Origin of the sequence: Streptomyces sp. NBC_01261 (assembly GCF_036226385.1) — a bacterium.
Lineage (GTDB): Bacteria > Actinomycetota > Actinomycetes > Streptomycetales > Streptomycetaceae > Streptomyces.
The window spans coordinates 7,299,082-7,315,526 of sequence record NZ_CP108463.1; the positions used below are offsets into that span (position 1 = coordinate 7,299,082).

General features: G+C 71.6%; 13 protein-coding genes. 9 read left to right on the forward strand and 4 right to left on the reverse strand.

What is annotated here, in order from left to right:
- The first annotated feature begins 78 nt into the window (after nt 1-78).
- Both OG226_RS32500 and OG226_RS32505 read left to right on the forward strand, forming a co-directional pair.
- The gene (locus OG226_RS32500; protein WP_328683365.1) at nt 79-1,671 is read left to right on the forward strand and encodes a CYTH and CHAD domain-containing protein; all 1,593 of its coding nucleotides are present in this window, start codon (nt 79-81) and stop codon (nt 1,669-1,671) included.
- Between the two features lie 86 nt (nt 1,672-1,757).
- The gene (locus tag OG226_RS32505; RefSeq protein WP_328683366.1) at nt 1,758-3,725 is read left to right on the forward strand and encodes a TIGR03960 family B12-binding radical SAM protein; all 1,968 of its coding nucleotides are present in this window, start codon (nt 1,758-1,760) and stop codon (nt 3,723-3,725) included.
- Nucleotides 3,726-3,738: 13 nt separating this feature from the next.
- Here the strand turns inward: OG226_RS32505 and OG226_RS32510 are convergent, their stop codons facing one another.
- Nucleotides 3,739-4,425, reverse strand: coding sequence for a DUF899 domain-containing protein (locus OG226_RS32510; protein ID WP_329350889.1), 687 nt, complete (start codon nt 4,423-4,425; stop codon nt 3,739-3,741).
- Nucleotides 4,426-4,500: 75 nt separating this feature from the next.
- Nucleotides 4,501-4,971 carry an RrF2 family transcriptional regulator gene (locus OG226_RS32515; protein WP_329353573.1) on the reverse strand — a complete coding sequence of 157 codons (471 nt, stop codon included), beginning with the start codon at nt 4,969-4,971 and terminating at the stop codon, nt 4,501-4,503.
- 198 nt (nt 4,972-5,169) lie between these two features.
- Here OG226_RS32515 and OG226_RS32520 point away from each other — a divergent pair, with 198 nt between their 5' ends.
- Complete coding sequence (locus tag OG226_RS32520; RefSeq protein ID WP_329350890.1) at nt 5,170-5,907, forward strand: SDR family oxidoreductase; 738 nt, start codon at nt 5,170-5,172, stop codon at nt 5,905-5,907.
- A 5-nt stretch (nt 5,908-5,912) separates the two neighbouring features.
- Here the strand turns inward: OG226_RS32520 and OG226_RS32525 are convergent, their stop codons facing one another.
- Entirely contained in the window at nt 5,913-6,761 is an 849-nt protein-coding gene (locus OG226_RS32525; RefSeq protein ID WP_329353575.1) for a helix-turn-helix domain-containing protein, read from the reverse strand.
- Between the two features lie 177 nt (nt 6,762-6,938).
- Here OG226_RS32525 and OG226_RS32530 point away from each other — a divergent pair, with 177 nt between their 5' ends.
- Entirely contained in the window at nt 6,939-7,715 is a 777-nt protein-coding gene (locus tag OG226_RS32530) for an SDR family oxidoreductase (RefSeq protein ID WP_329350891.1), read from the forward strand.
- A gap of 187 nt (nt 7,716-7,902) precedes the next feature.
- Here the strand turns inward: OG226_RS32530 and OG226_RS32535 are convergent, their stop codons facing one another.
- Complete coding sequence (locus OG226_RS32535) at nt 7,903-8,451, reverse strand: cysteine hydrolase family protein (RefSeq protein ID WP_328683370.1); 549 nt, start codon at nt 8,449-8,451, stop codon at nt 7,903-7,905.
- 156 nt (nt 8,452-8,607) lie between these two features.
- Between OG226_RS32535 and OG226_RS32540 the strand changes: the two genes are divergently transcribed.
- The 5 genes from OG226_RS32540 (at nt 8,608) to OG226_RS32560 (ending at nt 16,239) form a co-directional block, all read left to right on the forward strand.
- Nucleotides 8,608-9,216, forward strand: coding sequence for a TetR/AcrR family transcriptional regulator (locus tag OG226_RS32540; RefSeq protein WP_329350892.1), 609 nt, complete (start codon nt 8,608-8,610; stop codon nt 9,214-9,216).
- Nucleotides 9,217-9,498: 282 nt separating this feature from the next.
- The gene (locus OG226_RS32545) at nt 9,499-10,038 is read left to right on the forward strand and encodes a GNAT family N-acetyltransferase (RefSeq protein WP_328683372.1); all 540 of its coding nucleotides are present in this window, start codon (nt 9,499-9,501) and stop codon (nt 10,036-10,038) included.
- A gap of 15 nt (nt 10,039-10,053) precedes the next feature.
- Nucleotides 10,054-11,130 carry a hypothetical protein gene (locus tag OG226_RS32550; RefSeq protein WP_329350893.1) on the forward strand — a complete coding sequence of 359 codons (1,077 nt, stop codon included), beginning with the start codon at nt 10,054-10,056 and terminating at the stop codon, nt 11,128-11,130.
- A gap of 46 nt (nt 11,131-11,176) precedes the next feature.
- Nucleotides 11,177-11,944, forward strand: a complete 768-nt coding sequence (locus OG226_RS32555) for a TIGR03936 family radical SAM-associated protein (RefSeq protein WP_329350894.1) — start codon at nt 11,177-11,179, stop codon at nt 11,942-11,944.
- A gap of 263 nt (nt 11,945-12,207) precedes the next feature.
- Complete coding sequence (locus OG226_RS32560) at nt 12,208-16,239, forward strand: Rne/Rng family ribonuclease (RefSeq protein ID WP_329350895.1); 4,032 nt, start codon at nt 12,208-12,210, stop codon at nt 16,237-16,239.
- Nucleotides 16,240-16,445 lie beyond the last annotated feature (206 nt).

A 16,445-nucleotide genomic window follows, 5' to 3' on the forward strand; every position in this document is an offset into this window, starting at 1 on the left:
CCTATTTGCCGGAGTTCCCTGGGGGGTTGTCCGGGACGCCCCCTGCCGTCCCGGCCGGTCGGCAACTAGATTCAGGTCATGGCGGACACAAAGCGTGAAATCGAGCGTAAGTACGAGTCCGACGAGAGTGGTCTGCCCGACCTGACCGGCGTCGCCGGGGTGAAGGCCGTCATCGACAAGGGCGTCGTGAGCCTGGACGCCGTGTACTACGACACGGCCGACGAGCGCCTCGCCGCCGCCGCACTGACCCTGCGCCGCCGCACCGGCGGCTCCGACGCGGGCTGGCACCTGAAGGTGCCGGTCGCGCCCGGTGTCCGCGACGAGATCCGGGAACCGCTCTCCGACACCGTGCCGGACACCCTCGCCGCGCTGGTCCGCTCCCGCGTCCGCGAGGCCGAACTGCTGCCCGCCGTCCGGCTGCGCTCCGACCGCGACGTACGGCACCTCATGGACGCCCAGGGCAAGCTCCTCGCCGAGGTCAGCGTCGACGCCGTGCACGCGGAACGCCTCACCGAGGGCGGCGGGACCGCCCAGTGGACCGAGATCGAGGTCGAACTCGCCGACGACGGCGACCCGGCGTTCCTCGACCAGGTGGAGAAACGGTTGCGCAAGGCGGGCGTACGGCCGTCGTCGTCCGCGTCGAAGCTGGCCAGGGCGCTGCGGGAGACGGCTCGCACGGCGGGATCCGGAAAGCAGGGATCCGGAAAGCAGGGATCGGGAAAGTCAGGGTCGGAAAAGCCGGGGTCGAAGAAGAAGCGCGAGGCTGCGCCCGTGCCCGCGGAGCCCGCGGAACCGGTCACCGCCGGCGACCACGTCCTCGCCTACGCCCGCGCCCAGCGCGACGCGATCCTCGAACTCGACCCCGCCGTACGGCAGGACGCGTACGACTCGGTCCACCGCATGCGCGTCGCCACCCGCCGGCTGCGCAGCACGTTCCGCTCGTACGGCAAGGTCCTCGACCGTACGGTCACCGACCCGGTCGGCGAGGAACTGAAGTGGCTGGCGGGGGAGTTGGGCACGGACCGCGACCGCGAGGTCGTGACCGAGCGGCTGGCGACGGTCCTCGGCGAACTGCCCCCCGCCCTGATCTCCGGCCCGATCCGCACCCGCCTGGACACCTGGGCGAACGCCCGGCACGGCGGATCACGCGGCCGACTGATCGGCGTCCTGGACTCCCGGCGGTATCTCGCGCTCCTCGACACCCTGGACCGGGTGATCGCCGAGCCACCTCTCCTGAAGGACGCGGCCGGCAAGCCGGAGAAGGTCATCGGCAAGGCCGTGGACAAGGACTTCGGGAAGGTCTCCGCGCTCGTCGAGGAGGCGATCGGGACCCCGCCCGGCGCGGACCGCGACCTCGCGCTGCACGAGGCCCGCAAGAAGGCCAAGCGCACCCGGTACGCGGCGGAGGCGGCGACGCCCGCCCTCGGTACCTCGGCCCGCGCGCTCGCCAGGTCCATGAAGGCGCTGACCGGCCTGCTCGGTGACCACCAGGACAGCGTGATGGTCCGGGTGACCCTGCGGGAGCTCTCCGCGGTGGCGCACGCGGCGGGGGAGAGCTCGTTCACGTACGGGGTGCTGTACGGGCGGGAGGAGCAGCGGGCGGCCGGGGTGGAGGCGGCGCTGCCGGAGGCGTGGGAGGGGATCGCGGCCGAGGGGTCCGTCCAGGTGTGACGGCTGGTGCGTACGGGTGAGGTCCGGGATCGCGTTAGTCTGGATGGTCACCCGTCCGTTCAGTCCCGCTCACGAAGGTTCGCGAGATGCCTGCCGAAGTCGCTGCGGCCGCAGAGTCCGTGTTTCCGCAGCTCGAAGCCCTGCTCCCGCAGGTGCAGAAGCCGATCCAGTACGTCGGCGGCGAGCTCAACTCCACGGTCAAGCCGTGGGAGTCGTGCGATGTCCGCTGGGCGCTGATGTACCCGGACGCGTACGAGGTCGGCCTGCCCAACCAGGGCGTCATGATCCTCTACGAGGTCCTGAACGAGCAGGAGGGCGTCCTCGCCGAGCGCACGTACAGCGTGTGGCCGGACCTGGAGGCGCTGATGCGGGAGCACAAGGTCCCGCAGTTCACGGTCGACAGCCACCGCCCGGTGGGCGCGTTCGACGTGTTCGGGCTCAGCTTCTCCACCGAGCTCGGCTACACCAACATGCTCACAGCCCTGGACCTGGCGGGCATCCCGCTGGAGTCGAAGGACCGGACGCTCGACGACCCGATCGTGCTGGCGGGCGGCCACGCGGCCTTCAACCCCGAGCCGATCGCGGACTTCATCGACGCGGTGATCATCGGCGACGGCGAGCAGGCCGTACTCGACATGACGAAGATCATCCGAGCCTGGAAGGCGGAGGGCCGCCCCGGTGGCCGCGAGGAGGTCCTCTTCCGCCTGGCGAAGACGGGTTCGGTCTACATCCCGGCCTTCTACGACGTCGAGTACCTGCCGGACCACCGCATCGCGCGCGTGGTCCCCAACAGGTCGGGCGTCCCGTGGCGGGTGAGCAAGCACACGGTGATGGACCTCGACGAATGGCCGTACCCGAAGCAGCCGTTGGTCCCGCTCGCCGAGACGGTCCATGAGCGGATGTCGGTCGAGATCTTCCGGGGCTGCACGCGCGGTTGCCGTTTCTGCCAGGCGGGCATGATCACGCGCCCGGTGCGCGAGCGGTCGATCACGGGTATCGGCGAGATGGTCGAGAAGGGCCTCAAGGCGACGGGCTTCGAGGAGGTCGGCCTCCTGTCGCTCTCCTCGGCGGACCACTCCGAGATCGGCGAGATCGCGAAGGGCCTGGCGGACCGCTACACGGAGGACAAGGTCGGCCTGTCCCTCCCGTCGACCCGCGTGGACGCGTTCAACGTGGACCTGGCGAACGAGCTGACGAGGAACGGCCGGCGTTCGGGCCTCACCTTCGCACCCGAGGGCGGCTCGGAACGCCTCCGCAAGGTCATCAACAAGATGGTCTCGGAGGAGGACCTGATCCGCACGGTCTCGACGGCGTACGGCAACGGCTGGCGCCAGGTGAAGCTGTACTTCATGTGCGGCCTCCCGACGGAGACCGACGAGGACGTCCTGCAGATCGCCGACATGGCGATGAAGGTGATCGCCGAGGGCCGCAAGGTCTCCGGCCAGAACGACATCCGCTGCACGGTCTCCATCGGCGGCTTCGTCCCCAAGCCGCACACCCCGTTCCAGTGGGCCCCGCAACTCTCGGCGGCGGAGACGGACGCGCGTCTCGGGAAGCTCCGCGACAAGATCCGCGCCGACAAGAAGTACGGCCGCTCGATCGGCTTCCGCTACCACGACGGCAAGCCGGGCATCGTCGAGGGCCTGCTGTCGCGCGGCGACCGCCGCATCGGCGCGGTCATCCGCGCCGTCTACGAGGACGGTGGCCGCTTCGACGGCTGGCGCGAGCACTTCTCCTACGACCGCTGGATGCGCTGCGCCGAGAAGACGCTGCCCGCCTTCGGCATCGACGTCGACTGGTACACCACCCGCGAGAAGACCTACGAGGAGGTCCTCCCCTGGGACCACCTGGACTCGGGCCTGGACAAGGACTGGCTCTGGGAGGACTGGCAGGACGCCCTCGACGAGACAGAGGTCGAGGACTGCCGGTGGACCCCGTGCTTCGACTGCGGAGTGTGCCCGCAGATGGACACGTCCATCCAGATCGGGCCCACGGGCAAGAAGTTGCTCCCGCTGACGGTGCAGCAGCCTGCGGGGGGCGGGCACACGCACTGACCGGGTGCGTCGGTCAGCTGACGGGGTTGTAGGCCGCGGCGATGTCCTTGGACCCCGCCCAGCGGCTGTAGGTGGGGGACTGGGGCCAGCCCTCGGGGGAGTCCTGCCATTCCTCCTGGCGGCCGTAGGGCAGGAGGTCGATCAGGGCGAAGCTGTGGCTGAGTTGCTCGGTGCCGCGGCCGTCGGTGTGCCAGGTGCGGTAGACGGTGTCGCCGTCGCGCAGGAAGACGTTGACCGCGAATCCTCCGTCGGGCGGGGCACCGACATCGGCGCCGAAGGAACTGTTCGCGGTCGAGTACCAGGGCATCCGGTTGCCGACCCGCTCCTTGTAGGCGAGCGCCTCGTCGATCGGGCCCTGGGTGACGATGACGAACCGGGCGTCGTAGTTGTCCAGGAACTCCAGGCGCGTGTACTGCGAGGTGAACCCGGTGCACCCCGGGCACTGCCATTCCTTCCCGGCGAACCACATGTGGTTGTACACGATCAACTGCCGCTTGCCGTCGAAGACTTCGGCCAGGCGGACGGGGCCGTCCGCGCCGTCGAGGGTGTAGTCGGGCATCTCGACCATCGGCAGGCGGCGCCGCTCGGCGGCGATGGCGTCGAGTTCGCGGGTCGCGGCCTTTTCGCGGGCGCGGAGGGTCGCGAGCCGGGTCTCCCAGGTCGTGGTGTCAACGACGGGCGGCAGTGCGTCGGCGGTCATGGTCCCTCGCAGAGTTCGTGGGCGTGGCTGTGCCTCGTGCGGGGGTAGACCTCGCCGTGCTCCGGAACTCATCGGTCAGTCCGAAACCAGCCACACACCGACCCCCGCCAGCGTCCCCTCCCCGGAGTCCGATTCCACGTCGCGGGCCAGGTCGGCGATCGTGACGGACCGCAGGGCATCCCGGCGGGCCGACTCGGCCGCGGCCATCGTGCGGGAGATCGCGCACGGTGTGGTGCAGGCGTCGGGCGGGGTGGCCATCGGGCCGCGTCGGCGGATCTCCGTGCAGACGAAGGCCGGGTCGGGGCCGTCGATCGCCTCTACGACGTCGAGGACCGTGATCGACGCGGGGGAGCGGGTCAGGACGTAGCCGCCGGACTTTCCCTGCACCGAGCGGACCAGGCCGGAGCGGGAGAGGGCCTGGAGCTGTTTGGCCAGGTAGGTCGGGGACACGTCGTGGAACGCGGCCAGGCGGGCGGCCGGGACCGGGGCCTGGGTCGAGGTCAGGACAACGCAGCAGTGCAGGGCCCACTCGACTCCGCCGGACATCTTCACTCGCTCATTTTACTCAGACTCCGGTTGACTCGGACATGTATTGTCCGAGTAATATCTCGGATAGAAAGTGTCCGAGTTTGGTCTTGGGGTGCCGTCGGGATCGCTCGGCGGTACATATCGGACATCAGGCATCGGGCATAGGTCACCTGGCAGCAGCCGGGTGACGTCAGTCATCTACGGAAGGCGTAGGCCATGAAGATCGCAGTCATCGGCGGAACCGGGCTGATCGGGTCGCAGGTCGTGAAGAACCTGAACGCGGCCGGACAGCAGGCCGTGCCGCACTCGCAGTCCACCGGTGTGGACATCATCAGCGGTGAGGGGCTGGAGGCGGCCGTCGCCGGCGCCGACGTCGTCGTCAACCTGACGAACTCACCGACCTTCGACGACGCCTCGATCGGCTTCTTCCAGACGTCGATGGACAACCTGCTCGCCGCGAGCGAGAAGGGCGGGGTCGGGCACTTCGTCATCCTGTCCATCGTCGGCGTGGACCAGGTCCCCGGGCTGGACTACTACCGGGCGAAGGTCCTCCAGGAAGATCTCCTCAAGGGTGGGGCGGTCCCGTACTCCATCGTCCGCGCCACGCAGTTCATGGAGTTCATGGACGCGACCCTCGCCATGACCACCGACGGCGACACCGTCCGGCTGCCGCGTACGCCGATCCAGCCGATCGCCGCCGCGGAGGTCGCCGCCGTCGTCGCCGAGGTCGCCGCGGGCGCCCCGCTGAACGGCGTCCTCAACATCGCGGGCCCGGACGTCTACCCCCTCGACGACCTCGGCCGGCTCACCCTGACCGCCAAGGGCGGCGCGGGTTCCGTGGTCACCGACGACGCCGCCGGCATGTTCGCCGCCGCCCCCGGTGACGTCCTCACCGCCCCGGACGGCGCCCGCGTCACCGCCACCCACTACACGGACTGGCTCGCCGGGCACTAACTCCCTTACGGCTGGGGTGCCTTCGGGGTTCCGGCCGCGTGCGGGGACCCCAACCGGGCCAGCGCCGCCGCGTCCTCCGTGTCCGGCTCCGCCGTGCCGACCAGCAGGCACTGGCCGGGGGCGCTCTGCACGTCGAACGTCTGGTACGTGAGCCTGATGCGGCCCACGTCCGGGTGGTTGAAGGTCTTGGACCGGCGGCCGGGGCGGCTGACGCTGTGGTCCTGCCAGAACGTCGCGAACTCCTCGCTCCCGCCCAGGAGTTCGGCGATCAGCGAGCCGAGTTCACGGTCGTCCCGGTCGTGTCCCGTGGCCAGGCGCAGCGCCTCGGCGGAGCAGCGGGCGACGTGCTCCCAGTCGGCGAACAGCTCCCGGGCCGCGGGGTCCAGGAACAGCGAGCGGACCATCCTGCGGCGGTCGCCCAGGGGTGCGAGAAGCGCGTCGGCCAGCGCGTTCGACGCGAGGACCTCCAGGCGCCGGTTGATGACGTACGCCGCCGCCGTCGGGAACGCGTGCATCAGCTGGAGCAGGGCCGGATCCACCTCGTCGGACGGCTCGGCGGGGACCGGCCTCGGGACCAGGCCGGCCAGGCGGTACGCGTGCCAGCGGGCGTCCGTGTCGAGGCGCAGGGCGCGGGCGATGGCGTCGACCACCTGGCCGGAGGGGCTGCGCTCGCGGCCCTGCTCCAGCCGGGCGTAGTAGTCGGCGCTGACCCCGGCCAGCACGGCGACCTCCTCGCGCCGCAGCCCGGCCACCCGGCGCGCCCCGGAACTGGGAAAACCCACCTCCGCGGGCGTCAGCCGGGACCGCCGGGCACGCAGGAAGTCACCGAGCGGGTAACCGTCCGTACCGTCCATGCCGTCCATTCCAAAAGCCTACGGCGGTCCGCTTCCCCGCTCCCGCTTCCCCGCTCCCGCTTCCTGGGAGTGGCGCACCCCGGAAGCCTCGTCCTGCCTCATCGGGTCGATCCCGCCGATGCTCGGAGGGCGCGGTGGAACACCGTCGCGCGTTCGGGATCATGCGAAAGGCTCCTCATGACCGCCTCCACCGCCACCGACCGGTCCACCTCCACCTCCACCTCCACGTCCCGTACCGGCAAGGTCGTCCTGATCACCGGCGCGAGCAGCGGTATCGGCGAGGCCGCGGCCCGGCTGCTGGCCGAGGCGGGGCACCGGGTGGTCCTCGGCGCCCGGCGCGCCGAGCGCCTCGCCGCCGTGGTCAAGGAGATCCGGGTGGCCGGGGGCACCGCCGACCACCGCGAGCTGGACGTGACGGACCTGGCGAGCGTGCGGGACTTCGTCCGGGCCGCGCAGGAGTCGTACGGCCGGGTCGACGTGCTCGTCAACAACGCGGGCGTGATGCCCCTGGCGATGCTGGAGGCCCTGAAGGTCGACGAGTGGAACCGCATGATCGACGTGAACATCCGCGGTGTCCTGCACGGCATCGCCGCGGTGCTGCCCGTCATGCGCGAGCAGGGCGCGGGGCACATCGTGAACGTCGCCTCCGTCGCCGGGCACCGCGTCGACCCCACGGCCGCCGTGTACTGCGCCACCAAGTACGCCGTCCGCGCCATCTCCGAAGGCCTGCGGCAGGAGAGCCGCGACCTGCGCGTCACCGTGATCAGCCCCGGCTTGACCCGTACCGAACTGACCGACGGCATCGGCGACTTGGGCATGCGCGCGGTCGCCGAGGACATGATGGGCATCGCGATCCCCGCGACGGCGATCGGCGAGGCGATCGTCTACGCCGTCAACCAGCCCGCGGAGGTCGACGTCAACGAGATCGTCGTCAGGCCCACGGCACAGGGCTGAAGTCCCTTCGGGTTCAGGCGAGTTGGCCTCGCGCGGAAGATTCGGCGGTCGTGTCACCGCAGACCCGGCCCCTGCGCCGACTGGTCGCACGAGCGCTCGATTCCCCCGGGTCGCACCGACGTTGGCTCCTGCACGGCAAGTACTGGCGTCGAGACGGGGCCCAAGTCCGCCCACCGGTATGGGGAGTTCAGAGCGCGGCGGCCCAGTCCGCCACCGTCGTCACCTCCGCCTGCATCGGGAACACCTTCTCCGTGAGGACGCGGTGGACCTCCGGGTCGTTGTCGAGGCAGGCGTCGGACAGGACGGTGAGGGTGAAGTCCAGGTCGGCGGCCTGGCGGAGGGTGGACAGGACGACCCCGCTGGTGGCGATGCCCGTCAGGACCAGGTGGTCGATGTCGTTCGCCCGCAGGACCATGTCGAGGTCGCTGCCCGCGAACGCGCTCACCCGGCGCTTGGTGACGACGATGTCGCCGGGGTCGGGGGCCACGTCCGGGTGAACCTCGGCGGCCTGGGGCGCGGCCGACGCGGGGGCGCCCGCGAGCCTGCCGAACAGCTTGTTGCGGGGGCTGATCTCCGGGGCGCCGGGGCGGAACCCGACGGTCACGTAGATCACGCGGACGCCGTTCGCGCGGGCCGTGTCGATCGCCTCGCGCAGGCGCGGCAGGTAGGCCGGGTCGGGGTAACGGTCCACGATCATGCGCTGGACGTCCATGACGAGGAGGGCTTGCTCGGACACCGGGGTCCTTCCGCGAGCTGAGTGCTCGGTCGCTAAGTCATCAGGTGATTACTTGCCTAACGTAACCATGCCCTGTAGTCATGTCAACGAGTGATTACTTCAGCTGGTCGAGGGAGGTCGCCGGTGGTGACGGGTGGGTCGAGTGGCTCGGGTGACGTGAACGAGGTCGACGGACCCCGGCGGCGGGACGCTGCGGCGACCCGGCAGGCGTTGCTGGAGGCCGCGAGCAGCCGGTTCACCCGACTCGGGTACGACCGCACGACGTTGCGGGACGTCGCCGCCGACGTCGGGGTCAACTTGGCGCTCATCAAGCGGTACTTCGACTCGAAGGAGGGGCTGTTCAAGGCGGCCCTTGCCTCAACTCCCCGGTTCCTGGGCCGAGATGAGGAGTTCCCGCACGACCGGGCCGGTCTCGCCGAGGCGCTCAGTCACCAACTGTCCGCCGGCGCGTGGCCGGAGTTCGGCGAACACCCCGTCCTGATGCTGCTGCGCGGCTCCGGCGACGAACGCGTGGACGCCCTGCGCCGCAAGGCCCTGGACGAGTTCAGCCGCCAGATCCTCGAAGCGTCCGGCGAGGGCCCGGCGGGGGAGGACGACGAACGGCTGCTGCGCGCGGAACTCCTCGTCGCGCTCGGCGTGGGCGTCGCCGTCGTACGGTCCGCCGTAGGCCTGCGCCCCCTGCGCGACGCGACCGCCGACCAACTGGCCGCGCCACTGCGGGAGATCGTCGACGCGCTGCTGGCGCCCCCTGCCGACGACCGCTGAACTGCCGAGTCGGATGTCGTCGCGGGGCTCCGGTGGCGCTGGATTCGGGAGAACGGGGACCAACCCGTCACCACCCAGGAGGAGTTCGTCCGGCACTTCGTCGACTGGGCCGCGGAGCACGGGAGTTCACACCGGTGCGTGGTCGCCGTACGGGGCGGTGTGCTCATCGGGATGGCGTGGCCGGCCCGCGCTCGGGGCCGCGGGCTCGAACGCGTCACCGTCCAGTCCTCGCCCCGGCTCCCGCACGCCCTCGTCGGCCGCACCGACCCCTACCCTTGACCGATGCCTCAGCTGATCCTGCCCGACGCCCGGTTCCGGGTCTCCTTTCTGGACGCCGTGCACGAGCACATCGTCGAGGACGACTTCTTCGGGGGCACGCTCGCGCGTGAACTGCGGGAGCACGGCAGCAGCTGGCGGCAGCCGGCCGGGTTCGCGCGGTACGTGGAGTCGGTGCGCGAGGAGGAGTCGGAGGACGGGCGCCGGCCCGAGGGCTTCGTGCCGAACACCTGGTACTGGTACGTCGACGGCGACACCTACCTCGGCCGGATCCAGATACGGCACCGCCTCACCCAGTGGCTCCTCGACTACGGCGGCCACATCGGCTACGGCGTCCGGCCGGGCGCCCGTCGCCGCGGGCACGCGACCGCGATGCTCCGTGACGTGCTGCCGTACGCTCGTGAACTCGGCCTGGATCCGGTCCTCGTGACCTGTGATGCCACCAACATCGCGTCCCGCAAGGTGATCGAGGCCGGTGGCGGGAAGTTCGAGGACGAGCGGGACGGGAAATTGCGGTACTGGATCCGGACCCGGACGGGGAGCTGAGGCGTCTTGCCCGGTATGGACGCCCCCAGGAAATTCGAGAAGCCGCCCGCGCGGCCGTCGTCGCGGTCGCCCGAGGGATGTCTCGCCGTCGCGATCCGCGTCCCGGTGCGGATCGTCGTCCTCGTGCTGGTCGTGCCGGTCCGGCTGGTGTGGGACGGGCTGGTGGTCGGCGGGCGGTTCCTGTACCGGACCGTGCTGCGGCCGCTGGCGCGCGCGGTGTTCGTGTGGCCGTGGGTGGCGCTGTGGCGGTACGTCGTCGTGCCGCTCGCCAAGGCGCTCGGCCGGCTCACCGACCTTCTTGTTCTTGTGCCTCTCGTCTGGCTGTACCGGTACGTGTTCACCCCGGTCGGGCACGGCCTCGCCTGGGTCGCCCGGCAGGTCGGGGGCGGTCTGGCGTGGCTGTACGCGCGCGTGCTCACTCCCGTCGGGCACGCGTGCGCGTGGGTGGTCAACGGGGTGGCCGCCGGCGTGGCCTGGCTCGGGCGGTATCTGCTCGTCGTGCCCGCCGGGTGGCTCCACGCCTGGATCCTGACGCCGATCGGGCACGCGGTCGCCTGGTGCGGGCGGGGGGTCATGTGGCTCGTGCGGGCGGTCGGTACCGGGATCGGTCTCGTCCTGTACTGGGCTGCCCGGATTCTGCTCGTCCTGCCCGCGATCGCCCTCTGGCGCTGGGTGCTGACACCCGTCGGGCGCGTGCTCGCCGTCGTCGGGCGGGAGCTCCGGGACGCCCTCGGGCATGCCTGGCGGATCGCCGGGCACATCTCGCTCGCCGTGGGGCGGGTCCTCGGGACCCTCTTCCGGTGGATCTTCGTCGAGCCCGTGAGCTGGGTGTACCGGACGCTCCTCACCCCGGTCGGGCACGTCGTACGGGACCTGGTGCTGCGGCCCGCCGCAGAGGCCGCGCACGCTGTGGGGCGGATCACCCGGCAGGTGCTGGCCGCCGCGCGCGAGTCCGCCCGGCAGGCCCGTGCCGACTTCCGGCGGATGGTCTTCGGCGAGCCGCGGCAGCCGGAGCCGGTGGAGCTGCGGGAACCGATGAGCGACGACACACGTACTCTTGGTAGAAGTACGACCGTTCTCACGAAGGACTAGGACACTGGGCAAGCGACAGCCCGAAGGCCCGCCGCCCGCACCCGCGGTGCAGCGCATCCGACTGCGCTACACCAAGCGCGGCCGCCTCCGGTTCACCAGCCACCGAGACTTCCAGCGCGCCTTCGAGCGTGCGCTGCGCCGCGCCGAGGTGCCGATGGCGTACTCGGCGGGATTCACGCCGCATCCGAAGGTGTCGTACGCCAATGCCGCACCCACCGGCACGGGCAGTGAGGCGGAATACCTGGAGATCGCGCTCACCGCCGAGCGCGACCCCGACAAGCTGCGCGAGCTGCTCGACGAGTCGATGCCCGTGGGCCTCGACATCATCGACGCGGTCGAGGCCCGGACCTCCGGGCTCGCCGACCGGCTCACGGCTTCCGTGTGGGAGCTGCGGCTGGACGGGGTGGCGCCCGAGGACGCCGAGCGCGCGGTGGCCGCGTTCAACGCGGCCGAGAGCGTAGAGGTCCAGCGCATGGCCAAGAACGGCATGCGGACGTTCGACGCCCGACCCGCCGTAGCGCATCTTGAGACGCTTCGTCCACAGGCTGATAGGCCTACCGACCAGGCCTGTGCGATACTCCGGTTGGTTGTTCGGCACGTGACGCCTGCCGTTCGACCCGACGACGTCCTGTCCGGTCTTCGCGCCGTGGCCGACCTGGCGCCGCCGGTCGCCGCAGCGGTGACCAGGCTGGCGCAGGGGCTGTTCGATGAAGAGACCGGCACGGTGACCGACCCGCTCGCGCCCGACCGCGAGGCAGTAGTGACCGGGAATCCACCGGTCGCCGAAGCTGCCGCCGCGAAGGCGCCGGCGTAGGGAAGGTTCCGCGCAGGGACCGATGTCGTAGCGCCGCCCTCGGACTCGGGAGCCACCTGGGTCGGGCAGCGTACCGACCACAAGACTTTCGCCAGGCCGTCCGCATCTGGGCGTACGGAACCGGCGAGACAGGACACAGAGAGCTCCCGTGCGGCGCCCGCGCCCCGGACGGCGGCACCGCGCAACGCGCGAGCCGCGGACGTCACCGGCATCCCTGCCGGACCAGGCGCGGCGCCCGGGAGCCTGACGGGAGAAACGCCCGCATGCTCGAACCGACCGAACCCGCAGAGGGTTCCGAACTCAACACCCCGAGCGACACGCTGCCGCCGCGCCGTAGGCGCCGCGCCGCGTCTCGACCCGCGGGACCGCCGGCCGCCCCCGAGGGCGCCGTCGAAAGCGGCGCTCCGGCCATACCGGCCGAGGTGAGCGACGAGAAGCAGGACGAGAGCGTCGACGTCAGCGCGACTGTTGAAGCCGCTGCGACTGCCGAGGCTCCTGCTGCCACAGAGGAAGCCGCGCCTGCCGGGCGTACGCGTCGGCGGGCCACACGACGGGTGTCCGCGCCCGCCGGTGCGCCGGAGGCGAGCGAGGTGCCCGAGGCGGCCGAGCTCGTGGTGCCGGCCGTTGCCGCCGCCGCGCCCGCCGCCGTCGAGGAGACCGCGCCGCCCGTGGAGTCCGACGGGGATGCCGCTCCGCCGCGTACCCGCCGTCGCGCCACGCGCCGGGTGACCGCGCCCGAGACCGTTGCCCCGGCTGCCGTGGCCGAGCCGGTGGAGGAGCCCGAGGCCGCGCCTGTCGTCGCCGAGGCGCCCGCCGTCGTAGAGGCTGCCGTGGAGGAAGCGGCTGCTGCGCCCGCTGGGCGTACGCGTCGGCGTGCCACCCGGAAGGTGTCCGCACCCGCCGGTGCGCCCGAGGCGAGTGAAGCGCCCGAGGCCGCCGAGAGCGTTGCGGTGACCGAAGAAGTGACCGAAGGTTCCGCGGCTGCCGTGTCCGATGAGGATGCCGGGCCGCGTCGGAGCCGTCGTCGCGCCACGCGCCGTGTGTCCGCGCCTGCCGGGACGCCCGTGGGCGAGGAGGCCCCTGTGAACGACGAGACCACCGCGGACACCGCGGAGACGAACACCACTGCCGAGGTTCCCGCCGAGGACTCCGGGCCGCGACGTCGGCGCCGGGCCGTGCGGACCGCCGCCGGCGGGTTCTCCGCGCCCGCGCCCAAGAACGGGAACAGTGCCGAGGACGAGGACGGACCGCGTCGGCCGAGGCGGCCCGCGGTGGCCGTGTTCCAGGCGCCCGTCTTCACCGAGCCGATGTTCCAGACCCCGGAGCGGGCCGCGGCAGCCGCTGCCGCCGAAGCCGTGGAGGACGACGAGGAAGAGGTCGTCGTCGTAGCGGAGCCCGTGGCCGTGGAGGTTGTCGAGGAGGAGACCGGCGGACGTCGTCGGCGTCGTCGCCGGGGTGCCGCCTTCGAGGCCGAGCCCGAGGCGCCCGCCGTCGTCGAGGCCGTCGTCGTGGAGGAGGAGCCCGAGGAGGCCGACGAGGCCGAGGACTCCGCCGACGGTGACGAGGCCGAGGAGACCGGGTCGCGCCGCCGCCGTCGCCGTGGTGGCCGCCGTCGTCGCCGTGGCGAGTCCGCCACCGGCGAGGACGAGGGCGACGACAGCGAGGAGTACGCCGCCGAGCTGGCCGTGCGGGCCGATCAGGACGCAGAGGACACCGCCGAGCAGGTCGAGGAGGACGCCGAGGAGGCGGACGACGACCAGGGCGGTTCCGGGTCCAGCAGCAGCCGTCGTAGGCGCCGTCGGCGTCGTCGCGCCGGCGACTCGGGCGGCGAGAGCGAGACGCCCGCGTCGACCGACGACCCCGAGCGCACCGTCGTCAAGGTCCGCGAGCCGCGCGCCAAGAAGGACGACCACCCCAGCGACGAGGTGCAGTCCATCAAGGGCTCCACGCGTCTCGAAGCCAAGAAGCAGCGCCGCCGCGAAGGCCGCGAGCAGGGGCGCCGGCGCGTCCCGATCATCACCGAGGCGGAGTTCCTGGCCCGCCGCGAGGCCGTCGAGCGCGTGATGGTCGTCCGGCAGAGCGGTGAGCGCACGCAGATCGGTGTCCTGGAGGACGGCGTGCTCGTCGAGCACTACGTCAACAAGGAGCAGTCGACCTCGTACGTCGGCAACGTCTACCTGGGCAAGGTCCAGAACGTGCTGCCCTCCATGGAGGCCGCGTTCATCGACATCGGCAAGGGACGCAACGCCGTCCTGTACGCCGGTGAGGTCAACTTCGAGGCCCTCGGCATGGCCCACGGGCCGCGCCGCATCGAGTCCGCCCTGAAGTCCGGCCAGTCGGTCCTCGTGCAGGTCACCAAGGACCCGATCGGGCACAAGGGCGCGCGTCTGACCAGCCAGGTCTCCCTCCCGGGGCGCTACCTCGTGTACGTCCCCGAGGGCTCCATGACCGGCATCAGCCGCAAGCTGCCCGACACCGAGCGGGCCCGGCTGAAGACCATCCTCAAGAAGATCGTCCCCGAGGACGCGGGCGTCATCGTGCGCACCGCCGCCGAGGGCGCGAGCGAGGACGAGCTGAGCCGCGACGTCGAGCGCCTCCAGGCACAGTGGGAGGACATCCAGAAGAAGGCGAAGAGCGGCGGCGGCTCGAACGCGCCGACGCTGCTCTACGGCGAGCCGGACATGACCGTCCGCGTCGTCCGCGACATCTTCAACGAGGACTTCACCAAGGTCGTCGTCAGCGGTGACGAGGCGTGGGACACCATCCACGGCTATGTCGCGCACGTCGCCCCCGACCTCGCCGACCGGCTGTCCCGCTGGACCTCCGAGGTCGACGTCTTCGCGACGTACCGCATCGACGAGCAGCTGATGAAGGCGCTGGACCGCAAGGTCTGGCTGCCCAGCGGCGGTTCGCTGGTCATCGACAAGACCGAAGCGATGATCGTGGTCGACGTCAACACCGGCAAGTTCACCGGTCAGGGCGGCAACCTCGAAGAGACCGTGACCAGGAACAACCTGGAGGCGGCCGAGGAGATCGTGCGCCAGCTGCGGCTGCGCGACCTGGGCGGCATCGTCGTCATCGACTTCATCGACATGGTCCTGGAGTCCAACCGCGACCTGGTCCTGCGGCGTCTGCTCGAATGCCTGGGCCGTGACCGTACGAAGCACCAGGTCGCCGAGGTCACCTCGCTCGGCCTGGTCCAGATGACCCGCAAGCGCGTCGGACAGGGCCTGCTGGAGTCCTTCTCCGAGACCTGCGTCCACTGCAACGGCCGCGGTGTCATCGTGCACATGGAGCAGCCGACCTCGGTCGGTGGCGGCGGCAAGCGCAAGCGGCGCGGGCGGGGCGGTGACGGGAACGGGCAGGACGTCCACGACACGCACGAGCACGACCACGAGCACGAGGTGGCCGACGACGAGGTCGAGACCGAGGCCGAGGTGGCCGCCGAGGTCGCCACGCCGGTGCCGTTCGCCGAGCCCGAGTTCCGGCCCGACGAGGACCTGTACAGCAGCGCCGCCGAGGCGGAGGCCGCGGCCACCCGTGGTGGGCGTTCGCGGCGCCGGACGAGCCGGCGGGCGTCGGCTCCGGCCGGTGCGCCGAGGGGCGAGCGGCAGTCGCGCGAGGTGCGTGAGGAGGCCGAGCCGGCCGCTGTCGCGCAGGCCGCGCCCGTCGCCGTGGAGGACCCGGTCGTCGAGGCTCCCGTGGTTCAGGAGACCCCGGTGTCCGCGCCGGCCGTCGAGGCTCCGGTGGTCGACGACGCCGCGCCCAAGGGGCGTACGCGCCGTCGTGCGACCCGCAAGGCGACCGCGCCCGCCGGTTCGCCGGCCGGATCCGAGGAGGCCGCCGTCGTGACGGTCACCGAGACCGCCGCGCCGGTCGTCGTCGAGGCGCCCGCGCCCGTCGAGCAGCCCGAGGCGCCCGTCGAGAGCGCGGCTCCGGCCCGCCCCCGGCGTCGTGCCGTGCGCAAGGCGACCGCGCCCACCGCGTCCGAGGAGGCGGCCGTGACGGTCGTACCGTCGGCCGTGGTGGAGGAGGCCCCGGTTGCCGAGGCAGCCGCGGAGGCCGATGCCGAGGTCGAGGCTCCGGCCAAGAAGACGGCCGCTCGCAAGGCCGCCAAGAAGGCCCCGGCGAAGAAGGCGGTCGCCAAGAAGACGGCGGCCACCAAGACCGCGGCCAAGAAGACGGCCGCGAAGAAGACGACGGCCAAGAAGGCCGCCAAGACCACGTCGAAGAAGACCGCGGCGGCGGAGCAGACGAACCCGTCCTCCGTCACCGCCTCCACCGACGAGGGCTGAACCCCGGGCGGGTGCGGCTGGTCCATGTGACCAGTCGCACTCCCCACCGGGCCCGGTTTGACCCGTTCGGCTGCGGCCCCGTAACCTTGACTGTCGGCGTGTCCACTGGTGACACGCCACATCCCCGTAAACCTCTTCCTCCCGGGCGCGTTCCGCCGGGAGAGGCCGTCTGCCTTGCAGGGCGGCTGGACTGCGGGGGTGCCGTC

What these genes read in the sequence shown, in the direction of transcription:
- OG226_RS32500 (WP_328683365.1), top strand. Translation starts at nt 79, where the DNA reads ATGGCGGACACAAAGCGTGAAATCGAGCGTAAGTACGAGTCCGACGAG.
- OG226_RS32505 (WP_328683366.1), top strand. Translation starts at nt 1,758, where the DNA reads ATGCCTGCCGAAGTCGCTGCGGCCGCAGAGTCCGTGTTTCCGCAGCTC.
- OG226_RS32510 (WP_329350889.1), bottom strand. Translation starts at nt 4,425, where the DNA reads ATGACCGCCGACGCACTGCCGCCCGTCGTTGACACCACGACCTGGGAG.
- OG226_RS32515 (WP_329353573.1), bottom strand. Translation starts at nt 4,971, where the DNA reads ATGTCCGGCGGAGTCGAGTGGGCCCTGCACTGCTGCGTTGTCCTGACC.
- OG226_RS32520 (WP_329350890.1), top strand. Translation starts at nt 5,170, where the DNA reads ATGAAGATCGCAGTCATCGGCGGAACCGGGCTGATCGGGTCGCAGGTC.
- OG226_RS32525 (WP_329353575.1), bottom strand. Translation starts at nt 6,761, where the DNA reads ATGGACGGTACGGACGGTTACCCGCTCGGTGACTTCCTGCGTGCCCGG.
- OG226_RS32530 (WP_329350891.1), top strand. Translation starts at nt 6,939, where the DNA reads ATGACCGCCTCCACCGCCACCGACCGGTCCACCTCCACCTCCACCTCC.
- OG226_RS32545 (WP_328683372.1), top strand. Translation starts at nt 9,499, where the DNA reads ATGCCTCAGCTGATCCTGCCCGACGCCCGGTTCCGGGTCTCCTTTCTG.
- OG226_RS32550 (WP_329350893.1), top strand. Translation starts at nt 10,054, where the DNA reads ATGGACGCCCCCAGGAAATTCGAGAAGCCGCCCGCGCGGCCGTCGTCG.
- OG226_RS32560 (WP_329350895.1), top strand. Translation starts at nt 12,208, where the DNA reads ATGCTCGAACCGACCGAACCCGCAGAGGGTTCCGAACTCAACACCCCG.